The organism is Enterobacter cloacae complex sp. ECC445 (genome assembly GCF_021892025.1).
Classification (GTDB): Bacteria; Pseudomonadota; Gammaproteobacteria; order Enterobacterales; family Enterobacteriaceae; genus Enterobacter; species Enterobacter chengduensis.
Window position 1 is genome coordinate 22,361 of the sequence record NZ_JAKLRZ010000029.1, and the last position, 20,463, is coordinate 42,823.

The 20,463-nt window shown below is 57.0% G+C and carries 17 protein-coding genes and 4 tRNA genes; 15 read left to right on the forward strand and 6 right to left on the reverse strand.

Going from position 1 to position 20,463, the window contains the following annotated elements; translation table 11 throughout:
- The first annotated feature begins 12 nt into the window (after positions 1–12).
- From wecB to L6R44_RS20290, 13 genes are all read left to right on the forward strand, one after another.
- Complete coding sequence (gene wecB, locus L6R44_RS20230; protein ID WP_237425229.1) at positions 13–1,143, forward strand: non-hydrolyzing UDP-N-acetylglucosamine 2-epimerase; 1,131 nt, start codon at positions 13–15, stop codon at positions 1,141–1,143.
- A complete protein-coding gene (gene wecC / locus L6R44_RS20235) occupies positions 1,140–2,402 on the forward strand; it encodes a UDP-N-acetyl-D-mannosamine dehydrogenase (protein ID WP_237425230.1) in 1,263 nt (420 codons plus the stop codon). Before wecB ends, wecC begins: the two co-directional genes overlap by 4 nt.
- Entirely contained in the window at positions 2,399–3,076 is a 678-nt protein-coding gene (rffC, locus tag L6R44_RS20240) for a dTDP-4-amino-4,6-dideoxy-D-galactose acyltransferase (RefSeq protein WP_237425231.1), read from the forward strand. The genes wecC and rffC overlap by 4 nt, the downstream gene beginning before the upstream one ends.
- A gap of 4 nt (positions 3,077–3,080) precedes the next feature.
- Positions 3,081–4,211 carry a dTDP-4-amino-4,6-dideoxygalactose transaminase gene (gene rffA, locus L6R44_RS20245; protein ID WP_237425232.1) on the forward strand — a complete coding sequence of 377 codons (1,131 nt, stop codon included), beginning with the start codon at positions 3,081–3,083 and terminating at the stop codon, positions 4,209–4,211.
- Between the two features lies 1 nt (position 4,212).
- Positions 4,213–5,463 carry a lipid III flippase WzxE gene (gene wzxE / locus L6R44_RS20250; protein WP_237425233.1) on the forward strand — a complete coding sequence of 417 codons (1,251 nt, stop codon included), beginning with the start codon at positions 4,213–4,215 and terminating at the stop codon, positions 5,461–5,463.
- Positions 5,460–6,539 (forward strand): TDP-N-acetylfucosamine:lipid II N-acetylfucosaminyltransferase, encoded by a 1,080-nt coding sequence (locus L6R44_RS20255; protein WP_237425234.1) that lies wholly within the window; start codon positions 5,460–5,462, stop codon positions 6,537–6,539. The genes wzxE and L6R44_RS20255 overlap by 4 nt, the downstream gene beginning before the upstream one ends.
- Complete coding sequence (gene wzyE / locus L6R44_RS20260; protein ID WP_237425235.1) at positions 6,536–7,888, forward strand: ECA oligosaccharide polymerase; 1,353 nt, start codon at positions 6,536–6,538, stop codon at positions 7,886–7,888. The genes L6R44_RS20255 and wzyE overlap by 4 nt, the downstream gene beginning before the upstream one ends.
- Positions 7,889–7,900: 12 nt before the next feature.
- The gene (gene wecG / locus L6R44_RS20265; protein ID WP_237425236.1) at positions 7,901–8,641 is read left to right on the forward strand and encodes a lipopolysaccharide N-acetylmannosaminouronosyltransferase; all 741 of its coding nucleotides are present in this window, start codon (positions 7,901–7,903) and stop codon (positions 8,639–8,641) included.
- Between the two features lie 197 nt (positions 8,642–8,838).
- Entirely contained in the window at positions 8,839–10,224 is a 1,386-nt protein-coding gene (thrP, locus tag L6R44_RS20270) for a bifunctional threonine/serine APC transporter ThrP (protein ID WP_237425237.1), read from the forward strand.
- A 102-nt stretch (positions 10,225–10,326) separates the two neighbouring features.
- Positions 10,327–10,403 (forward strand) — tRNA-Arg (locus L6R44_RS20275).
- A 64-nt stretch (positions 10,404–10,467) separates the two neighbouring features.
- A tRNA-His gene (locus tag L6R44_RS20280) sits at positions 10,468–10,543 on the forward strand.
- A 22-nt stretch (positions 10,544–10,565) separates the two neighbouring features.
- Positions 10,566–10,651, forward strand: a tRNA-Leu gene (locus L6R44_RS20285).
- A 46-nt stretch (positions 10,652–10,697) separates the two neighbouring features.
- Positions 10,698–10,774 (forward strand) — tRNA-Pro (locus L6R44_RS20290).
- Positions 10,775–11,280: 506 nt separating this feature from the next.
- On the opposite strand, the gene L6R44_RS20295 is transcribed toward L6R44_RS20290, so the two are convergent.
- The 5 genes from L6R44_RS20295 to hemC all read right to left on the reverse strand — a co-directional run bounded on the left by L6R44_RS20295 (position 11,281) and on the right by hemC (position 16,762).
- A complete protein-coding gene (locus L6R44_RS20295; RefSeq protein ID WP_237425238.1) occupies positions 11,281–12,492 on the reverse strand; it encodes an MFS transporter in 1,212 nt (403 codons plus the stop codon).
- A gap of 172 nt (positions 12,493–12,664) precedes the next feature.
- On the reverse strand, positions 12,665–13,864 hold the full coding sequence (hemY, locus tag L6R44_RS20300; protein ID WP_032644801.1) for a protoheme IX biogenesis protein HemY: 1,200 nt from the start codon (positions 13,862–13,864) through the stop codon (positions 12,665–12,667).
- A gap of 2 nt (positions 13,865–13,866) precedes the next feature.
- A complete protein-coding gene (gene hemX, locus L6R44_RS20305) occupies positions 13,867–15,063 on the reverse strand; it encodes a uroporphyrinogen-III C-methyltransferase (RefSeq protein WP_237425239.1) in 1,197 nt (398 codons plus the stop codon).
- A gap of 20 nt (positions 15,064–15,083) precedes the next feature.
- Positions 15,084–15,824 (reverse strand): uroporphyrinogen-III synthase, encoded by a 741-nt coding sequence (gene hemD, locus L6R44_RS20310; protein WP_237425240.1) that lies wholly within the window; start codon positions 15,822–15,824, stop codon positions 15,084–15,086.
- A complete protein-coding gene (hemC, locus tag L6R44_RS20315; protein WP_237425241.1) occupies positions 15,821–16,762 on the reverse strand; it encodes a hydroxymethylbilane synthase in 942 nt (313 codons plus the stop codon). The genes hemD and hemC overlap by 4 nt, the downstream gene beginning before the upstream one ends.
- 350 nt (positions 16,763–17,112) lie before the next feature.
- On the opposite strand from hemC, the gene cyaA reads away from it, so the two are divergent.
- Complete coding sequence (cyaA, locus tag L6R44_RS20320; RefSeq protein ID WP_032644797.1) at positions 17,113–19,653, forward strand: class I adenylate cyclase; 2,541 nt, start codon at positions 17,113–17,115, stop codon at positions 19,651–19,653.
- A gap of 138 nt (positions 19,654–19,791) precedes the next feature.
- On the opposite strand, the gene cyaY is transcribed toward cyaA, so the two are convergent.
- The gene (gene cyaY / locus L6R44_RS20325; protein ID WP_032644796.1) at positions 19,792–20,112 is read right to left on the reverse strand and encodes an iron donor protein CyaY; all 321 of its coding nucleotides are present in this window, start codon (positions 20,110–20,112) and stop codon (positions 19,792–19,794) included.
- 135 nt (positions 20,113–20,247) lie between these two features.
- On the opposite strand from cyaY, the gene lptM reads away from it, so the two are divergent.
- Complete coding sequence (lptM, locus tag L6R44_RS20330; RefSeq protein WP_024907980.1) at positions 20,248–20,451, forward strand: LPS translocon maturation chaperone LptM; 204 nt, start codon at positions 20,248–20,250, stop codon at positions 20,449–20,451.
- Positions 20,452–20,463: the final 12 nt, after the last annotated feature.

Below are 20,463 nucleotides of genomic sequence, written 5' to 3' on the forward strand. Positions count from 1 at the left end.
AAGAGAATCGATGTGAAAGTACTTACCGTATTTGGCACCCGGCCTGAGGCCATCAAGATGGCACCTCTGGTTCATGCGCTGGCCAGCGATCCTGATATTGAAGCGAAAGTGTGCGTCACGGCCCAGCACCGTGAGATGCTCGATCAGGTTTTAACGCTCTTCTCCATCGCCCCGGATTACGACCTTAATATTATGAAGCCGGGGCAAGGGTTGACGGAGATAACCTGCCGCATTCTGCAAGATCTTAAGCCGATCCTGGAGTCATTCAAGCCTGACGTGGTGCTGGTACACGGCGACACCACCACGACCGTGGCGACCAGTCTGGCCGCGTTTTACCAGCGTATTCCCGTGGGGCATGTTGAAGCGGGTCTGCGTACCGGCAATCTTTATTCGCCGTGGCCGGAGGAGGCCAACCGCACGTTAACGGGCCATCTGGCGATGTACCACTTTGCGCCAACGGAAAACTCACGTCAGAACCTGCTGCGTGAAAATATCGCCGATAACAAAATCTTTGTCACCGGCAATACGGTCATTGATGCATTAATTTGGGTACGTGACCGCGTCCTCGCCAATGACGATCTTAAAAAAGAACTCGCTGCCCGCTATCCGTTCCTCCACAACGGCAAAAAAACCATCCTGGTCACAGGCCATCGGCGCGAAAGCTTTGGCCGCGGTTTTGAGCAAATCTGTCACGCGCTGGCGGAAATTGCCGCGCAGAACGACGATGTGCAAATTGTCTATCCGGTTCACCTCAATCCTAACGTCAGCGAGCCGGTTAACCGCATTCTGGGTCATGTCGACAATGTCCTGCTGATTGAACCTCAGGATTACCTGCCGTTTGTCTGGCTGATGAACCATGCCTGGCTGATCCTCACCGATTCCGGCGGCATTCAGGAAGAGGCGCCTTCCCTCGGTAAACCGGTGCTGGTGATGCGTGAAACGACTGAACGTCCGGAAGCGGTCAAAGCCGGTACCGTCCGTCTGGTCGGCACCAACGCGCAGCTCATCGTCGAAGAGGTCACGCACCTGCTGCACGACGATGAAGCCTACCAGGCGATGAGCCGGGCCCATAATCCGTATGGAGACGGGCAGGCCTGTGGCCGTATTTTGCATGCACTTAAACACAATCGGGTATCGCTATGAGTTTTAATACCATCTCTGTCATTGGTCTTGGCTACATCGGCCTGCCCACCGCTGCGGCGTTTGCCTCTCGTCAAAAACAGGTTGTCGGTGTGGATATCAACGCCCGCGCGGTGGAGACCATTAACCGTGGCGAAATTCATATTGTGGAGCCCGATCTTGACCGCGTGGTGAAAGAGGCGGTGGAGGGAGGCTTCCTGCGTGCCAGCACGATCCCGGTAGAAGCGGATGCCTACCTGATTGCCGTTCCAACGCCCTTTAAAGGCGACCACGAGCCCGACATGGCGTTCGTCGAGGCGGCGGCAAAATCCATCGCACCTGTGCTGAAGAAAGGGGCGCTGGTGATCCTGGAGTCGACCTCTCCGGTGGGGGCCACCGAGCAGATGTCACAGTGGCTGGCCGACGCGCGCCCTGATTTACGTTTCCCGCAGCAGGCGGGAGAGCAGGCGGATATCAACATCGCCTACTGTCCGGAGCGCGTGCTGCCGGGTCAGGTCATGGTCGAACTGATTAAAAACGACCGCGTTATTGGCGGTATGACGCCTGTCTGTTCCGAACGCGCCAGCGCGCTGTACAAGATTTTCCTCGAAGGCGAGTGCGTGATAACCAACTCCCGCACTGCCGAGATGTGCAAGCTGACGGAAAATAGCTTCCGCGACGTGAATATCGCTTTTGCGAACGAACTGTCGCTGATCTGTGCCGATCAGGGAATTAACGTCTGGGAATTGATTAGCCTGGCGAATCGCCATCCGCGTGTAAACATACTCCAGCCGGGCCCGGGCGTGGGCGGACACTGTATCGCCGTCGACCCGTGGTTTATCGTGGCGCAAAATCCAGCGCAGGCACGCCTGATCCGCACCGCGCGTGAAGTGAACGACAGCAAGCCTCATTGGGTGCTCAGTCAGGTTAAAGCGACGGTAGCGGATTGCCTGGCAGAGAGCGGCAAGCGCGCCAGCGAGCTGAAGATTGCCTGCTTTGGTCTGGCATTTAAACCCAATATTGACGATCTGCGTGAAAGCCCGGCGATGGAAATTGCCGAGATGATTGCCGAATGGCACAAGGGTGAAACGCTGGTGGTTGAGCCGAACATTCATGAATTACCGTCAAAACTGGCGGGGCACTGCACGCTGACGGCGCTGGACGACGCGCTGGCGACGGCGGACGTGCTGGTGCTGCTGGTGGATCACAAAGCGTTTAAAGCGACGTCCGGAGATGCCGTTCGTCAGCAGTATATTGTCGATACTAAAGGCGTCTGGCGTTGAACAGCCTGAATGGGGTGCTCGAGTCCCTGCAGTGGGAGAGTGCCTTTTTCGGCCTGCCGTCGGCCATCGTGCGCCTGCGCGACGACGCGCCGGTACTGGCTGAATCGGATTTCACCGCCTGGCAACGGGTGCAGGCGAAGATCCCGGCGGAGCGTGCCGATCTGCTTGACGCGCTCCAGCAATACGGCTTTCAGCTGGTTGAAGGTGAGGTCGATCTTTCCATTACCCTTTCCCGGCACGATGCGTCCGGCGCGGAAACGGCAACGGAACAGGATATTCCCGCGCTGCGTGAGATGGCGGCCCAGGCCTTTGCGCAGAGCCGCTTTCGCGCGCCCTGGTACGCGCCAGACGATAGCGGACGTTTCTATGCCCAGTGGATTGAGAATGCGGTTAAAGGCACCTTTGACCATGTCTGTCTGGTTTTCCGCACAGGAGACGGTCAGATCCAGGGTTTCGTTTCGCTGCGTAAGCTCAACGCGCGCGAGGCGCGTATTGGCTTATTAGCCGGGCGCGGCATGGGTGAGAAACTCATGCAGGCGGCGCTGCACTGGGCGCAGCAGCAGCAGCTTGTGACGCTGCGGGTAGCGACCCAGCTGGGCAACACCGCCGCGCTTAAACGTTATATTGCGAGTGGTGCCAACATCGACGCCACCGCCTACTGGTTATACAGGTGACAAGATGATTCCATTTAACGCTCCCCCCGTCGTCGGCACGGAACTCGACTATATGCAGTCTGCCATGGGCAGCGGCAAGCTCTGCGGTGACGGCGGTTTTACCCGTCGCTGCCAGCAGTGGATGGAGCAGCGTTTTCGCAGCGCCAAAGTGTTGCTGACCCCGTCCTGTACGGCATCCCTGGAGATGGCGGCGCTGCTGCTGGATATTCAGCCCGGCGATGAAGTGATTATGCCGAGCTATACCTTCGTCTCCACCGCGAATGCCTTTGTCCTGCGCGGGGCGAAAATTGTCTTTGTAGATATCCGCCCGGATACCATGAACATTGATGAGACGCTGATTGAATCGGCGATCACCGACAAAACGCGCGCAATCGTGCCGGTTCACTACGCGGGCGTGGCCTGTGAAATGGACACCATTATGGCCATCGCCAAAAAGCATAACCTGTTTGTGGTGGAGGATGCCGCGCAGGGCGTGATGTCCACCTACAAGGGACGCGCGCTGGGCACGATCGGCCATATCGGCTGCTTTAGCTTCCACGAAACCAAAAACTACACGGCGGGTGGTGAAGGTGGCGCGACGCTGATTAACGACCGGGCGCTCGTGGAGCGTGCGGAAGTGATCCGCGAAAAAGGCACCAACCGCAGCCAGTTCTTCCGCGGTCAGGTAGACAAATACACCTGGCGCGATATTGGCTCCAGCTATCTGATGGCGGATCTGCAGGCGGCGTACCTGTGGGCGCAGCTGGAGGCCGCGGAGCGTATCAACCTGCAGCGTCTCTCCCTGTGGCAAACCTATTACGATGCGCTTGCGCCTCTGGCTAAAGCCGGGCGTATCGAGCTGCCGACCATCCCGGCAGATTGCGTCCACAACGCGCATATGTTCTACATCAAGCTGCGCGATAACGACGATCGCAGCGATCTCATCGCCTGGCTGAAAGAGGCCGAAATTATGGCGGTGTTCCACTATATCCCGCTGCACTCAAGCCCGGCCGGAGAAGCGTTTGGCACGTTTACGGGTGAAGACCGTTACACTACGAAAGAAAGTGAGCGTTTGCTTCGCCTGCCGCTGTTCTACAACCTCGCGCCTGTTAACCAGCGTACGGTGATTAATACCCTTCTGAGCTATTTCGGCTGATATGTCTCTGGCAAAAGCATCGGTGTGGACCGCCGCGTCCACGCTTGTAAAAATTGGCGCCGGGCTGCTGGTCGTCAAGCTCCTGGCCGTCTCATTTGGCCCGTCTGGCGTGGGGCTAGCGGGAAATTTCCGCCAGCTTGTCACCGTCCTTGGGGTGCTGGCCGGTGCGGGAATCTTCAACGGCGTGACCAAATACGTTGCTCAGCATCATGATGATGCGGCTCAGCTGCGCAGGGTGGTGGGCACCTCTTCGGCCATGGTCACGGGTTTTTCGACCCTGATGGCGATTATCTTTCTGCTGGCGGCGGCGCCCATCAGCCAAGGATTGTTCGGCCACACCCACTATCAGGGGCTGGTGCGTCTGGTGGCGCTGGTTCAGATGGGCATTGCCTGGGCGAACCTGCTGCTGGCGCTGATGAAAGGCTTTCGCGATGCCGCCGGAAACGCGCTGGCGTTAATCCTGGGCAGCGTCATCGGCGTGATCGCCTATTACTTTTGCTATCGCCTGGGTGGCTATGAAGGCGCACTGCTGGGCTTAGCGCTGGTTCCGGCGCTGGTTGTTGTGCCTGCGGCGTTGATGCTGATGCGTCGGGGCGTCATTCCTCTGAGCTACCTCAAACCGCAGTGGGACAAGGCGCTTGCCAGCCAGCTGGGTAAATTCACCCTGATGGCGCTCATTACATCCGTCACGCTGCCGGTGGCCTACGTGATGATGCGAAACCTGCTGGCGGCGCACTACAGCTGGGATGAAGTGGGGATCTGGCAGGGCGTAAGCAGTATTTCCGACGCCTACCTACAGTTTATTACGGCTTCCTTTAGCGTTTATTTGCTGCCAACCTTATCGCGCTTGACGTCCAGACAGGATATTACGCGCGAGATTTTTCGCTCGCTGCGCTTTGTGTTGCCGGCCGTCGCGGCGGCCAGCTTTACCGTCTGGCTATTGCGCGATGTCGCCATCTGGCTGCTGTTCTCGGCGAAGTTCACCGCCATGCGCGATCTCTTTGCCTGGCAGCTGGTGGGTGATGTGCTGAAAGTAGGTGCTTACGTTTTCGGCTATCTGGTGATAGCAAAAGCGTCCCTGCGGCTGTATATCCTGGCGGAAATCAGCCAGTTTGTATTACTGACGTCGTTCTCGCACTGGCTGATACCCGCGCACGGTGCGCTGGGGGCGGCTCAGGCCTATATGGCAACCTATATCGTTTATTTCGCTGCCTGTTGCGGCGTATTTTTATTGTGGCGTAAACGCGCATGACTGCACTGATTCACATCCTGGGATCGGATATCCCACACCATAACCAGACCGTTTTGCGGTTCTTCAACGACGCGCTGGCACCGGGTAATCCCGATGCCCGTGAGTTTATGGTTGCAGGTCAGGATAAGGGCCTGAGCGAGGCGTTTCCGGCACTGACGATTCGCTTCTGGCCGGATAAGGCCACGCTGGCGAAGGCGGTCGTTGCCAGAGCCAAAGCGGATCGTAAGCAACGTTTCTTCTTCCACGGGCAGTTTAATACCGGCCTGTGGCTGGCACTGCTCGGCGGGGGGATTAAACCCTCCCAGTTCAGCTGGCATATCTGGGGAGCCGATCTCTACGAAGTCTCCCGCGGCTGGAAATTCCGTCTTTTCTATCCTCTGCGCCGCATGGCCCAGGGGCGCGTGGGCTGCGTTTTTGCTACCCGCGGCGATCTCAACTATTTTGCTAAACAGCACCCGAACGTGCGCGGCGAGTTGCTCTATTTCCCCACCCGCATGGATCCGTCGCTGAACGCCATGGCACATGACGCGGTGCGTGAAGGTAAGCTGACCATTCTGGTGGGAAATTCCGGCGATCGCAGTAATGAACACGTCGCGGCGCTGCGGGCGGTGCATCAGCAGTTTGGCGACACGGTGAACGTGGTGGTGCCGATGGGGTATCCGGCCAATAACGATGCCTACATCAATGAGGTACGCCAGCAGGGGCTGGCGCTGTTTAGCGCTGAGAATCTCAACATCCTCAGCGATAAGCTGGATTTTGATGAATATCTTGCGCTGCTGAGAAAATGCGATCTCGGCTATTTCATCTTTGCCCGGCAGCAGGGCATTGGCACGCTGTGTCTGCTGATTCAGGCGGGGGTACCGTGCGTGCTCAACCGCGACAACCCGTTCTGGCAGGACATGACCGAACAGCATATTCCGGTGCTGTTTACCTCAGACGCGCTGAGCGTTGAGGTCGTGCGGGAAGCCCAACGCCAGCTGGCGCTGGTGGATAAAAGTACCATCAACTTCTTTAGCCCGAACTACCTCACGCCGTGGCATCGCGCGCTGCGTATCGCTTCAGGAGACAAAGCATGAGTCAGTTGCAATTCAGCGGCTTACTGGTTGTCTGGCTTCTGAGCACCCTGTTTATCGCCACGCTGACCTGGTTTGAATTCCGCCGGGTGCGCTTCAACTTTAACGTGTTCTTCTCGTTACTGTTTCTGCTGACCTTCTTTTTCGGCTTCCCGCTCACCAGCATTCTGGTCTTCCGATTTGACGTGAGCGTCGCGCCGCCGGAAATCCTGCTTCAGGCGCTTCTGGCCGCGACCTGCTTCTATGCGGTTTACTATGTTACCTATAAAACGCGTCTGCGTTCGGCGCAGGCCTCGGCCCCGCGTCGCGCGCTTTTTACCATGAATCGGGTGGAGACCCATCTGACGTGGGTGATGCTGATGACCATCGCCCTGGTCAGCGTCGGTATCTTCTTCATGCATAACGGCTTCCTGCTGTTTAAGCTCCACTCCTACAGCCAGATTTTTTCTGCCGAAGTCTCGGGCGTGGCGCTTAAGCGTTTCTTCTACTTCTTCATCCCGGCTATGCTGGTGATCTTCTTCCTGCGCCAGGACAGCAAAGCGTGGCTGTTCTTCCTGGTGAGCACCGTCGCGTTTGGTATCCTGACCTACATGATTGTGGGCGGCACGCGTGCGAACATCATCATCGCCTTCGCCATCTTCCTGTTTATCGGCATCATCCGCGGCTGGATCTCGCTGTGGATGCTGGCTGCAGCAGGCGTGTTTGGCATCGTGGGGATGTTCTGGCTGGCGCTGAAGCGGTATGGGATGAACGTGGCAGGTGATGAAGCGTTTTACACGTTCCTCTACCTGACGCGCGATACGTTCTCGCCGTGGGAAAACCTGGCGCTGCTGCTGCAAAATTACGACAAGATTGATTTCCAGGGGCTGGCGCCGATTGTTCGCGACTTCTACGTGTTTATTCCGACGTGGCTATGGCCGGACCGGCCAGGCGTGGTGCTCAATACCGCGAACTATTTTACCTGGGAAGTGCTGAACAACCATTCCGGACTGGCAATTTCACCTACGCTGATCGGTTCCCTGGTGGTGATGGGCGGAGCGTGGTTCATTCTGCCCGGTGCGGTTGCCGTGGGGTTGATTATTAAGTGGTTCGACTGGCTTTACCTGCGCGGTAACGAAGAGACCAACCGCTACAAAGCGGCCATTTTGCACAGTTTCTGCTTTGGTGCCATTTTCAATATGATCGTTCTGGCGCGTGAAGGACTGGATTCATTCGTTTCGCGCGTGGTGTTTTTCATGGTCGTTTTCGGCCTCTGCCTGTTGCTGGCCAAACTGTTGTACTGGCTGTTTGACAGCGCAGGGCTTGTGCACAAGCGCGAGCGGCAGGGCAGCACAACGCTGTCGCAAGTCTGAGTAAGGATAGTAATGACTGATAATACTTCTGCACCGCGCTATGCGCTTCGTGGTCTGCAGCTTATTGGCTGGCGCGATATGCAGCACGCGCTGGATTTTCTGTTCGCCGACGGCCAGATGAAATCCGGCACGCTGGTCGCCATCAATGCGGAAAAGATGCTGGCGGTGGAGGACAACGCCGAGGTCAAAAGCCTGATAGACGCGGCCGAATTTAAATACGCGGACGGCATCAGCGTGGTCCGCTCTATCCGTAAAAAGTATCCTGATGCTAATGTTTCCCGCGTGGCGGGTGCCGATCTCTGGGAGCAGCTTATGGCCCGCGCCGGTGCGCAGGGTACGCCCGTGTTCCTGATTGGAGGGAAGCCGGAGATACTGGCCCAGACGGAGGAGAAACTGCGTCGTCAATGGAATGTTAATATTGTCGGCAGCCAGGACGGTTACTTCAAACCGGAAGATCGGCAGGCGCTGTTTGAGCGCGTTCGCGACAGCGGGGCGAAAATTGTCACCGTGGCGATGGGGTCCCCGCGGCAGGAGATCCTAATGCGTGACTGCCGTCTGGTCTGTCCGGATGCCCTCTACATGGGCGTCGGCGGCACCTACGACGTCTTTACCGGCCACGTTAAGCGTGCGCCAAAGGTCTGGCAAAATCTGGGGCTGGAGTGGCTGTACCGCCTGCTATCGCAACCGACGCGTATTAAACGACAGATCCGACTGCTTCGCTACCTCGCCTGGCATTACACCGGCAAAATGTAATCAAAATGTAGCGCGATATGCTATTCGCGCTGCAACTCGCCTGCAAAACTGCTGATAATCTGTGCAATGCATTCATTTTTTTTATGCATCGTTTGCCATTTGGTCGATTTTAAGAAACCATTCGCACCGTATTTTAGTCCCCCTAAAAAACAATACCCGGTATTAAGCCGGGAAACAGCAAACACAATCGAGGATCTATGGCAGAGAAACAACCGGAGCTACAGCGTGGGCTGGAAGCTCGTCATATTGAACTGATAGCGCTGGGCGGCACTATCGGCGTAGGCCTGTTTATGGGCTCCGCAAGCACGCTCAAGTGGGCAGGCCCTTCCGTTTTACTGGCATATATCATCGCCGGGCTGTTTGTCTTCTTCATCATGCGCTCCATGGGTGAAATGCTCTTCCTGGAGCCGGTAACCGGCTCTTTCGCCGTTTACGCGCACCGTTATATGAGCCCCTTCTTCGGCTACCTCACGGCCTGGTCATACTGGTTTATGTGGATGGCGGTGGGCATCTCAGAGATCACCGCGATAGGAGTCTACGTCCAGTTCTGGTTCCCGGACATGGTTCAGTGGATACCCGCGCTCATTGCCGTGGGGCTGGTAGCGCTGGCAAACCTCGCTGCCGTGCGCCTTTACGGTGAAATTGAGTTCTGGTTCGCGATGATCAAGGTCACCACCATTATCGTGATGATTGTCGTCGGCCTGGGCGTGATTTTCTTCGGCTTTGGCAACGGTGGACACGCTATCGGCTTTGGCAACCTGACCGAAAACGGCGGCTTCTTTGCTGGCGGCTGGAAGGGCTTCCTGACGGCGCTGTGTATCGTTGTGGCCTCGTATCAGGGCGTGGAGCTTATTGGTATTACCGCCGGTGAAGCGAAAAATCCGCAGGTCACGCTGCGTAGCGCGGTAGGCAAAGTGCTGTGGCGTATCCTGATTTTCTACGTGGGCGCGATTTTCGTGATCGTGACCATCTTCCCGTGGAATGAAATTGGCACAACGGGCAGCCCGTTTGTATTAACCTTTGCCAAAATTGGTATCACGGCAGCGGCGGGTATCATCAACTTTGTGGTCCTGACGGCCGCGCTGTCAGGCTGTAACAGCGGAATGTACAGCTGTGGCCGCATGCTCTATGCGCTCTCGAAGAATAACCAGCTGCCTGCGGCGATGAGTAAAGTCTCACGTGCCGGCGTGCCGGTAGCGGGTGTGGCGGTTTCTATTGCGATCCTGCTGATTGGCTCTTGCCTGAACTACATCATTCCCAACCCTCAGCGCGTGTTTGTTTACGTCTACAGCGCCAGCGTACTGCCGGGCATGGTGCCATGGTTTGTTATCCTCATCAGCCAGCTGCGTTTCCGTCATGCGCATAAAAAGGCAATTGAAAGCCATCCGTTCCGCTCCATTCTGTTCCCCTATGCGAACTATTTGACGATGGCGTTCCTGATTTGCGTATTAATCGGGATGTACTTTAATGAAGATACCCGCATGTCGCTGTTTGTCGGGGTGATCTTCCTGGCGGCCGTGACGGCTGCGTATAAGCTTTTTGGCCTGGGTCGCCGCGCCACCACGCAGAAAGTGGAGGAATAAGCGGCAAAATGTGCAAACCATAACCAAACGCGCATTTTTTTCAAAAAAGCACTAGACAGCGGGGACGGAGGTACGTAATATCCAGCCCCGCAACGGCGCTAAGCGCCCGTAGCTCAGCTGGATAGAGCGCTGCCCTCCGGAGGCAGAGGTCTCAGGTTCGAATCCTGTCGGGCGCACCATTAACCCGGTGCTGGAGCTGCGGTGGTCTGAGAAGTAGTCAGTACCGCGTGAAAGAATACAGTGGTGGCTATAGCTCAGTTGGTAGAGCCCTGGATTGTGATTCCAGTTGTCGTGGGTTCGAATCCCATTAGCCACCCCATTATTTGAAAGAGTTGTGAATTGCGAAGGTGGCGGAATTGGTAGACGCGCTAGCTTCAGGTGTTAGTGTCCTTTGGATGTGGGGGTTCGAGTCCCCCCCCTCGCACCACGACTTTTTAGATGAATTGAACTAAAAATTCAAAAAAGCAGTACATCGGCGAGTAGCGCAGCTTGGTAGCGCAACTGGTTTGGGACCAGTGGGTCGGAGGTTCGAATCCTCTCTCGCCGACCAATTTTGAACCCCGCTTCGGCGGGGTTTTTTGTTTTCTGCCACTTTTTATCCCTGTAGTGATTCCCCGACAGCGCCCTGTTTCATTGTCGCGATTCAGCGACATCCAATCGATTGAAAATCAAAGAATTATTCTTTTATCTGTTTTGCTGTCTCCGCCTGGCGACAGATTTCTGCCTTTATCGGCACATTGTGGGGCTTAAGACGCCGCTTAACAGCATAATTTCCTTTTATCTTAAAATGTTGCGTTATGTAAAAGTTCCTGGTGTTATGTTGGCACGTTACGTGCAATAATATGCGTGTAGATGCTCATTCCATCTCTTATGTTCGCCTTAGTGCCTCATAAACTCAGGAATGACGCAGAGCCATTTACGGTGCTTATCGTCCACTGACAGATGTCGCTTCGGCCTCATCAGACACCATGGGCATAACGTTGAGTGAAGCACCAAATATGTTGTCTTACAGACCTGTTTTAACGCCTGCTTTTATAGCAGGCGTTTTTTTATGCCTTATTCCTGATACCGGCGCACGATCGGGGCAACTATCAGCAGGGCCGCTGACGAGACAGCATAGAGCGCCTCTACTGAGCCAAACGCTGAGGCCACCACCGCAGCAATGCCGGTGAAAAGAGAGGCGCTAAGCGTTTGCCAGCGCCACGCTTTACCGCTGGCCGATGCAGTTTGCGTGATATGAAAACTACTGAGTACGCCAAACGTCCCGGCCGCGAAGAGAACGTTCGAGGCCAGATGCGCGACAAAGATTATCCCCAGCGCATACCCTATCCAACCGGCCATAAACGGCAGCATCCCATAAGCGACCAGAAAGATGCTAAGGCAAAGCAATAATCGAGGCGTATGAGTTGCAAAACGCGCCAGGCTGTCTCTTTTTAACAGTAAAGGGCCGCACAGCTGCCCCATGCTTCTCGCGAACAGCAGCGGCAGAGCAAGGCCCGCCGCATCCTGGGGGCGGAGCTGCTGGGCCAGCGCCGGAAGAAGCGCCATCGCAGGTGACCCGACGGCGGCCAGCGCCGGCAAAATGAGCAGGCTGCGCTTCTGTCGAACGGTTAACGTCTGCCAGCGTAATGCCGCGGGAGCCTCCTCTTCACCGGGTGCAGGCAGCGATGGCGAAGAAAACCGGCGCCCAGCCAGCCATAGCAGTAACAATGACCCCAAAAAGCTGGCGGCGTCGATGGCCAGCAGGGTAAATACGGATGTCTTTTCAAACAGCACCACGCCCAGGCCGGTCCCCAGCAACACCTGTGAAGCAAAAATCACATTTTCCAGACAGGTCGCAGCAGGCAGCTCCGCTTCGCTGAGACCGCGCTTGAAAAGCAGCGTTAGCGCGGGCCAGCTCATCCCGCCGAGCAGCGCTTCGGCGGATTGCACGGCCAGCAGCGCGGCAATGCTGTGATAACCCACGCCAAGCAGGGGAAAGAGCAGGGCGATCAGGCCCAGCCCCTCGGTCAGTATCAGCAGGGTTATCGGAGAACAGTGTGAGCACAGCTTTTCGCCGAATTTGCTGCCGATGAACCCCGGTACCGTAGCGAAAAGAAAAGCGAGGGTGAGCAGAGCGGGCGGCGCTGACCACGCTAACAGCAAGCCGAAGACCACAACCTGGGTTAAGCCATTCCCCAGCGATGAAAAGATAAAAGCACAGGCAAGCAGGCGCAGCCAGCGGTGGCAGCGCAGCGCCTGGATAAGCGCATATAAAAGCGAGTTCATGAAGATTTCCTTTCAAAAACGATTTAGTCCACGCTGCAGAAAGTGCGCGTGTGCGAAAAAAGGTTAATGAAAAGACATCGTTACATTGGCGGGTTCGTTTTCGGATGCAGGTGTAAAGAATGTTGCAGGAGAAAGGCGATAAAAAAAGGAGGCCATTTGGCCTCCCGATCGATTACTGCTGCGTACCGTTATTTTGCAGCGTCAGCAGCAGCCCATCACGCCGCATGGCGGCAGCCTCCTCCGGCTTATGCTGCTTGTCCAGCGTATCGGCAAGCCACGCGTAGTCGAAAGCATCCGGACGCTGCTTCAGGGCCGCGCGGAAGGCGAGGCTCGCCTCCTGCCATTCGCCGTGCTTCATCAGCGACTGACCCAGCGTGCTCCACAGCAGCGGGCGGTCGCCGACGGTCTTGATCTGCTGGCGCAGCACTTTCTCGACTTGCTCTGGGTTATTGGTTTTCAGGCGCGGGATCACCATCACCAGACGATCGTCGTACTGGCGCTTGAGACCATCGAGGAGGATCTCCTGGGCGGTGTCATGATCGTCACATTCAATAAGATGTTCCGCCATGGCAACCTGCAGAGGAACCTGCTGGCGCGTTTTTCGGCTCTGATTCTTCCACCACGTTTTCAGGCCGTCGCTGCCCAGGTCGGCGCGCGCCTGATCCATCAGGCCAATCCACGCCAGACGCTGAAGCTCGTCGCGATGTTCATCGTCGCCTACCCCGGCTTTCGCCATGGACGGGATGATGTCCAGCAGCGAGCCCCAGGCGCCGGTACGAATATAGGCCTGCTCGGCAAGACGCAGTACTTCAGGATGACGTGGTGCGACTTCCAGCAGACGGTCGATACCGTGGCGAGCCGCATGATTCTCATTGCGCGCCAGCTGCAGACGAACGCGGGTGATTTCCACCGGAATCGGGTCGCCGTGAGCCAGCTCAGCCGCCCGCTCCAGGTGCTGATTGGCGCGGGCCTCATCACCGCGCTGCTGCGCCGCTTCGGCCGCCAGCAGATAGTTCACCACCGGCTGTTCGGCATGGTCGGCGTTTTTCGACATCAGCTTTTCAACCTGCTGATAGTCACCCTCTGCAAGCTTCAGCAGGGCCTGCTCGGTCTGCTTACGGGCGCGGCGGCGCTTACGGCCAACGAACCAGCCGCGCGTATGCGCGCCGGTACGGAAAATACGGCGGAGGATCCATTCGATCGCAAACAGCACCACCACGGCGAGGATCAGAATAATCACCAGACCCGTTACGCTGGTTTCGATGTTGTAATTATCGGTCTGGATCAGGACATAGCCCTGGTGCCCCGCAAGCATCGGTCCCAGCACGATCCCCGCGATCAGCAGGATGAAGAGTAAGAGGACTTTTAGCATCATTACTCTCCTTGTGGTGCGCTTTCAGGCGCTGGAGCCGGAGCCGGTGCAGCTCCGCCCATCTGCTCTGCCGGTACGCCCGGCTGTGCCAGCAGGTTACGCACGCGCGTCTGCATCAGTTTCTCCAGGATCGGCTGGCTGGCCAGCTTGTCCGGCACGTTCATGGTGATGTTCTGCTGGCTCAGCTTGTCGATGTCTTCGAGGAACGCGGTGGTCGTCGCATCATCGGTGTTGTAGTAAGCGCGTACCCACGTCGAGACGTTATCCAGCGCCTGTTTGTAGGTCTCTTCCTGATGACGCGGCACGGCCTGCGCCGCCACCAGCAGGCGGGAACGGATGTTTTCGCGCAGGTAGATATCCTGATTCGGCGCTAACAGCGGTACGGCGGTTTCATCGCGACGACGGATGGTGATAAAGCTGTCCATAAAGTTCTGCCAGCTTTTCTGCAGGTTAATGCGCCATTCGCTCAGAGAGCTGGAAAGCTCGGTACCGTCGGAATCCATGGGGGAGTCGTCGTCGTTGTTATCCGCCAGCTGCAGGTTATCGATCTGGTTCGAAAGCTGGTTCACCTTGAGGATAATGCCGTCGTAATCCACCTGCGAAACGGCGGAGAGGCTGGCGATATCTTCGGTGATCGCGCGACGAGCGGTGATGAGGCTCGGGTCGTTCATGTCTGCCAGGCTCGCATCGGCGCTTTTCAGCAGCGCGGCGGCGGTGGTAACGTCCTGATCGCTCCAGAGCTTACGCCCGGCGAGCTTCACCAGGAAATCAGCCTGCGAGAGCAGCCAGGTTTTGGCATCGGTGCCGGAAATCGTGGCGACCTTCTGCTGCACGTCGCCCAGCTGTTTGGTCAGCGCTTCCTGTTTGCTGTTCGCTTCGGCAAGCGCAGCGGCCTGCTGCTTAATTACCGCTTCCAGCTCGGTTTTCTGCGATTCCTGCGCTTTTTGCAGGGCGGTGAGCTGATTGACCAGCGCGTCGTTGGTGGACGTCTGATTCGCGCTCTGTTGCTTCACCAGCCCGTACAGGCCAACGCCCGCTGCCAGCGCAATGGCGATGGCAATCGCGCTCAGCGCGAGGCTGGTTTTGTTGCTGCCGTTTTTCTTCTCAGCGGTTTTCTCAGTCGTCTCTGGCTGTGGCGTCGTCTCCACAGTCTCCCTGGTTTCTTCAACCACGGCGGAGGATTTGTCGTGTTCCGTCATTATGGCTTCCCATTTGAGAGTTATTGTAATGCGCGCAGCAGCGCATCGTTGTCGGCGTTTTCAGCGATCCGAATATCCTGCCAGCCCAGTTCCCGGGCCTGGTTCGCCAGACGCTCACTGACGACAAGAAGCCGACAGCGGAGTAACCAGTTTTCGCGATACCAAAGCGGTATCAGCGTCCAAAGCTGTTGTAACATTTCACCGCTGGTGACCACCAGCGTGTTGATGCCTCGCGCGTGCCAGCGCATCGCCTCTTCCGCGCCATCGTAGTGTTTTGCGCAGCGCTGATAGCACTCAACGAACGTCACGTTCGCACCCCGTTCACGCAGCGTTTCGCCCAGCAGCTCGCGGCCACCGTTGCCGCGTAAAATGAGCGCGCGCTTTCCTGCAACGGTTTGTAATTCAGGTAATTGTAGCAAGACTTCACTGATTTCCCGATCTAACGGGTAACGAACGTCGACGCCGCTTACGGTATGCAGCGCCAGTGCCGTTGTGCGGCCAATCGCGAAATAACGGGGGACGGTTGGCCAGGCCAGGCCCTGCTGCTGCAGCTGCGCGTGGGCAAATTCCACGGCATGCTGCGACAGCGCAAACAGCAGGTCGCCTTCCTGAAGCGTATTCATCTGGTCGACGAGCGCAGAAAGCTCGCGGCCGGGGGAGAATTCAATAAGCGGAAAACTCCAGGCCACCTGCCCCAGTGCGCGCAGACGGCTCACTAACTGCTCTCCTGCGGGAGAAGGGCGGGTGACGAGAATACTCATGCAGGGGGTTCTCCATTATAAACGTCAGCCAGGATCTCGCGGGCGCCGTTATCCAGTAATTCTTCCGCCAGGGACACGCCAAGCTGCTCGGCATCTTGCGCTTTGCCGCGACGTTCGCCGCGCACCATCTGCGAACCGTCAGGAGCACCCACCAGCGCGCGCAGCCACAGTTCGCCATTCGTTAATTCAGCATAGCTGCCAATCGGCACCTGGCACCCGCCTTCGAGGCGGGTATTCATCGCCCGCTCGGCTTTTACGCGGATAGCGGTCTCGTCATGGTTCAGCGGGGCAAGCAGTTCGCGGGTGCGCGTATCGTCCAGACGGCACTCAATGCCTACAGCGCCCTGGCCCACGGCCGGCAGCGACAGCTCTGGCGGCAACGCCACGCGAATGCGCGACGCCAGACCCAGACGCTTCAGGCCAGCAACGGCGAGAATAATGGCATCGTAATCGCCGTTATCCAGCTTGCCCAGACGCGTGCCGACGTTACCGCGCAGGGAGCGAATGATCAGATCGGGACGACGCTCCGCCAGCTGACACTGACGGCGTAAACTGGACGTGCCAACCACGCTTCCTTCTGGCAGCGCGTCGAGCGAGTCATAGCGGTTAGAGACAAACGCGTCGCGCGGATCTTCGCGCTCGCAGATGGTCACCAGCCCCAGCCCTTCCGGGAACTCGACGGGCACGTCTTTCATCGAATGTACGGCGATATCGGCGCGGTTCTCAAGCAGTGCCAGTTCAAGCTCTTTGACAAACAGGCCTTTGCCGCCCACTTTCGCCAGCGGCGTATCGAGGATCACATCACCGCGCGTGACCATCGGCACCAGCTCGACGCGCAATCCACTGTGGCAGGCTTCAAGGCGCTGCTTCACATAATGTGCCTGCCAGAGCGCGAGAGGGCTTTGGCGTGTGGCAATTCTCAAAACATTGTCTAACATGCTTGTTACCGTCATTATCAATCGCTAACCATCCTAACATTGTTGACTCTGGGATGGCAGTTTTACGGTTGATGAAGCGTGAGAGGGACAAGGCGGCGGTTTCGTCAGCCATAGCCGTATTCAGGAATTTACACGTACAGAACGGTGCTACACTTGTATGTAGCGCATCTTTCTTTACGGTCAACCGGCAAGGTGTTAAATTGATCACGTTTTAGACCATTTTTTCGTCGGTACCACCGAAAATGTTAAGGGCGAAAAAGGGTAACGGTTATTTTTTTGAAATACTGCGGGCCCGCTGTCATTCGTGTTTTGAATAGCTTGCGACACCCGGAAACATCAGGCGATACGTCTTGTACCTCTATATTGAGACTCTGAAACAGAGACTGGATGCCATAAATCAACTGCGTGTGGATCGCGCGCTTGCTGCTATGGGCCCTGCTTTCCAGCAGGTATACAGTCTGCTGCCGACATTATTGCACTATCACCACCCGCTGATGCCTGGCTACCTTGACGGTAACGTTCCCCAGGGCATTTGCCTTTTCACGCCTGATGAAACCCAACAGCATTACCTGAACGAGCTGGAACTCTACCGCGGCATGCCGCCACAGGAGTCCCCAAAAGGTGAATTGCCGATTACCGGCGTTTACTCCATGGGGAGCACCTCATCGGTAGGACAAAGCTGTTCTTCTGACCTGGATATCTGGGTCTGCCATCAATCCTGGCTCGATAACGACGAGCGACAGCTGCTGCAGCGTAAATGCAGCCTGCTGGAAAGCTGGGCGGCGTCGCTCGGTGTGGAAGTGAGCTTCTTCCTGATTGATGAAAACCGTTTCCGCCATAACGAAAGCGGCAGTCTGGGTGGTGAAGACTGCGGCTCGACCCAGCACATCTTATTGCTGGATGAATTCTACCGTACTGCCGTGCGCCTGGCCGGGAAGCGTATTCTGTGGAATATGGTCCCGTGCGAAGAAGAAGAGCATTACGACGATTACGTCATGTCGCTTTACGCGCAGGGCGTGCTGACGCCAAACGAATGGCTGGACCTCGGCGGCCTCAGCTCGCTGTCTGCGGAAGAGTATTTTGGCGCAAGCCTCTGGCAGCTCTACAAGAGCATCGACTCGCCGTACAAAGCGGTGCTCAAAACGCTGCTGCTTGAAGCCTATTCCTGGGAATACCCTACGCCGCGCCTGCTGGCGAAAGATATCAAGCAGCGTTTGCACGACGGGGAAATCGTCTCCTTCGGGCTGGACGCCTACTGCATGATGCTGGAGCGCGTGACCGAATACCTGAAAGCCATTGACGACACCACGCGTCTTGACCTGGTGCGTCGATGTTTCTATCTCAAAGTCTGTGAGAAGTTGAGCCGCGAGCGCGCCTGCGTGGGCTGGCGTCGTGAAGTGGTCAGTCAGTTAGTGAAAGAGTGGGGATGGGACGAAGCGCGTCTCTCCATGCTCGACAACCGGGCCAACTGGAAAATCGATCAGGTGCGTGAAGCGCACAACGAACTGCTCGACGCGATGATGCAGAGCTACCGTAACCTGATCCGCTTTGCGCGCCGTAACAACCTCAGCGTTTCCGCCAGCCCGCAGGACATCGGGGTGTTGACCCGTAAGCTGTACGCCGCGTTTGAAGCGCTGCCGGGCAAAGTCACGCTGGTTAACCCGCAGATTTCGCCAGACCTGTCAGAACCGAACCTGACCTTTATCTATGTTCCGCCGGGCCGCGCGAACCGCACCGGGTGGTATCTGTACAACCGTGCGCCCAGCATGGATTCCATCATCAGCCATCAGCCGCTGGAATATAACCGCTATCTGAACAAGCTGGTGGCCTGGGCCTGGTTTAACGGCCTGCTGACCTCGCGCACGCGCCTGTTTATTAAAGGCAACGAGGTGGTCGATCTCGCGAAGCTGCAGGAGATGGTGGCGGATGTCTCGCACCACTTCCCGCTGCGTCTGCCTGCCCCAACGCCAAAAGCGCTCTACAGCCCGTGCGAGATTCGCCATCTGGCGATTATCGTCAACCTGGAATACGACCCGACGGCGGCCTTCCGCAATCAGGTGGTCCATTTTGACTTCCGCAAGCTGGACGTCTTTAGCTTTGGCGAGCAGCAAAACTGCCTGGTGGGCAGCGTAGACCTGCTGTATCGCAACTCGTGGAACGAAGTGCGTACCCTGCACTTCAACGGCGAGCAGGCGATGATTGAAGCGCTGAAAACCATTCTCGGCAAGATGCACCAGGATGCCGCGCCGCCGGACAGCGTGGAAGTGTTCTGCTACAGCCAGCACCTGCGTGGGTTGATTCGTACCCGCGTGCAGCAGCTGGTCTCCGAGTGTATCGAACTGCGCCTCTCCAGTACCCGTCAGGAAACCGGGCGCTTTAAGGCGCTGCGCGTCTCCGGCCAGACCTGGGGCCTGTTCTTCGAGCGCCTGAACGTGTCGGTGCAGAAGCTGGAAAACGCCATCGAGTTCTACGGCGCGATTTCGCACAACAAGCTGCATGGCCTGTCGGTGCAGGTGGAAACCAACCACGTTAAGCTGCCGCAGGTGGTGGACGGATTCGCCAGTGAAGGGATCATTCAGTTCTTCTTTGAAGAGTCGGGCGACGACGCCGGGTTCAACATTTACATTCTGGATGAGACCAACCGCGCCGAGGTGTATCACCACTGTGAAGGCAGTAAAGAGGAGCTGGTGCGCGACGTCAGCCGCTTCTACTCTTCTTCGCATGACCGCTTCACCTACGGCTCAAGCTTTATCAACTTTAACCTGCCGCAGTTCTACCAGATTGTGAACGTGGACGGGCGAGCGCAGGTGATCCCATTCCGAACCCAAACGATCGCGCCAGTTCCCGCAAACCAGGATACCGCCCCGCTGTTGCAGCAGTATTTCTCCTGAGTTTTTTCGCCGGGTGGCGTTGACGCTTACCCGGCCTACGGTCCGAGCCGCTGTTGCCGGGTGGCGCTAACGCCTACCCGGCCTACGATTCGAGCCGTTGTAGGCCCGGTAAGGCGTAGCCGCCACCGGGCAACAAAACTATCTGAAACGCACGTCCTCACCCGCCTGCGCGGTCGCCGCCTGTTCCAGCAGATCCCAGAACGGCACGCCGCTGCGGTCGCAAACCCATTCCCCGTCTTTCAGATCGAAATGATAGCCGCCCTGCTTAGCCGCCAGCCAGACCTGGTGAAGCGGCTCCTGGCGGTTAATAATAATTTTGCTGCCATTTTCGAAGCTCAGGGTCAGAATGCCGCCGTTGATTTCACAATCGATATCGCTGTCGCCGTCCCAGTCGTCAATACGCTCTTCGATGGTCATCCACAGGTTGTCGGCAAGGCGATGGAATTCACTGTCGTTCATGGTTTTGTTCCTGTTTTTCGTGATGCCGGCAGTATAACCCTAAATAATTCCCGTTGCAGGAGAGCGGCAAACTCTTGCTTTTGTGTCTTCTCCTGCGATGATAGAAACAGATTTGAACTTACGGGCAACTTTATAATGAAAAACGCTTTCCGAACGCTTGCCGTTCTCATCACGCTGTTTAGCCTGACGGGCTGCGGACTGAAGGGACCACTGTACTTCCCACCTGCGGACAAAACCGCACCGCCGCCGACGAAACCCGTAAACAGCGGCATTGAGTCTACCACGCCAAATACCAACGACCGTGGCGACAACGGCGGCCCGACTCAGGTTAATCTCTGACGACAACGTTCT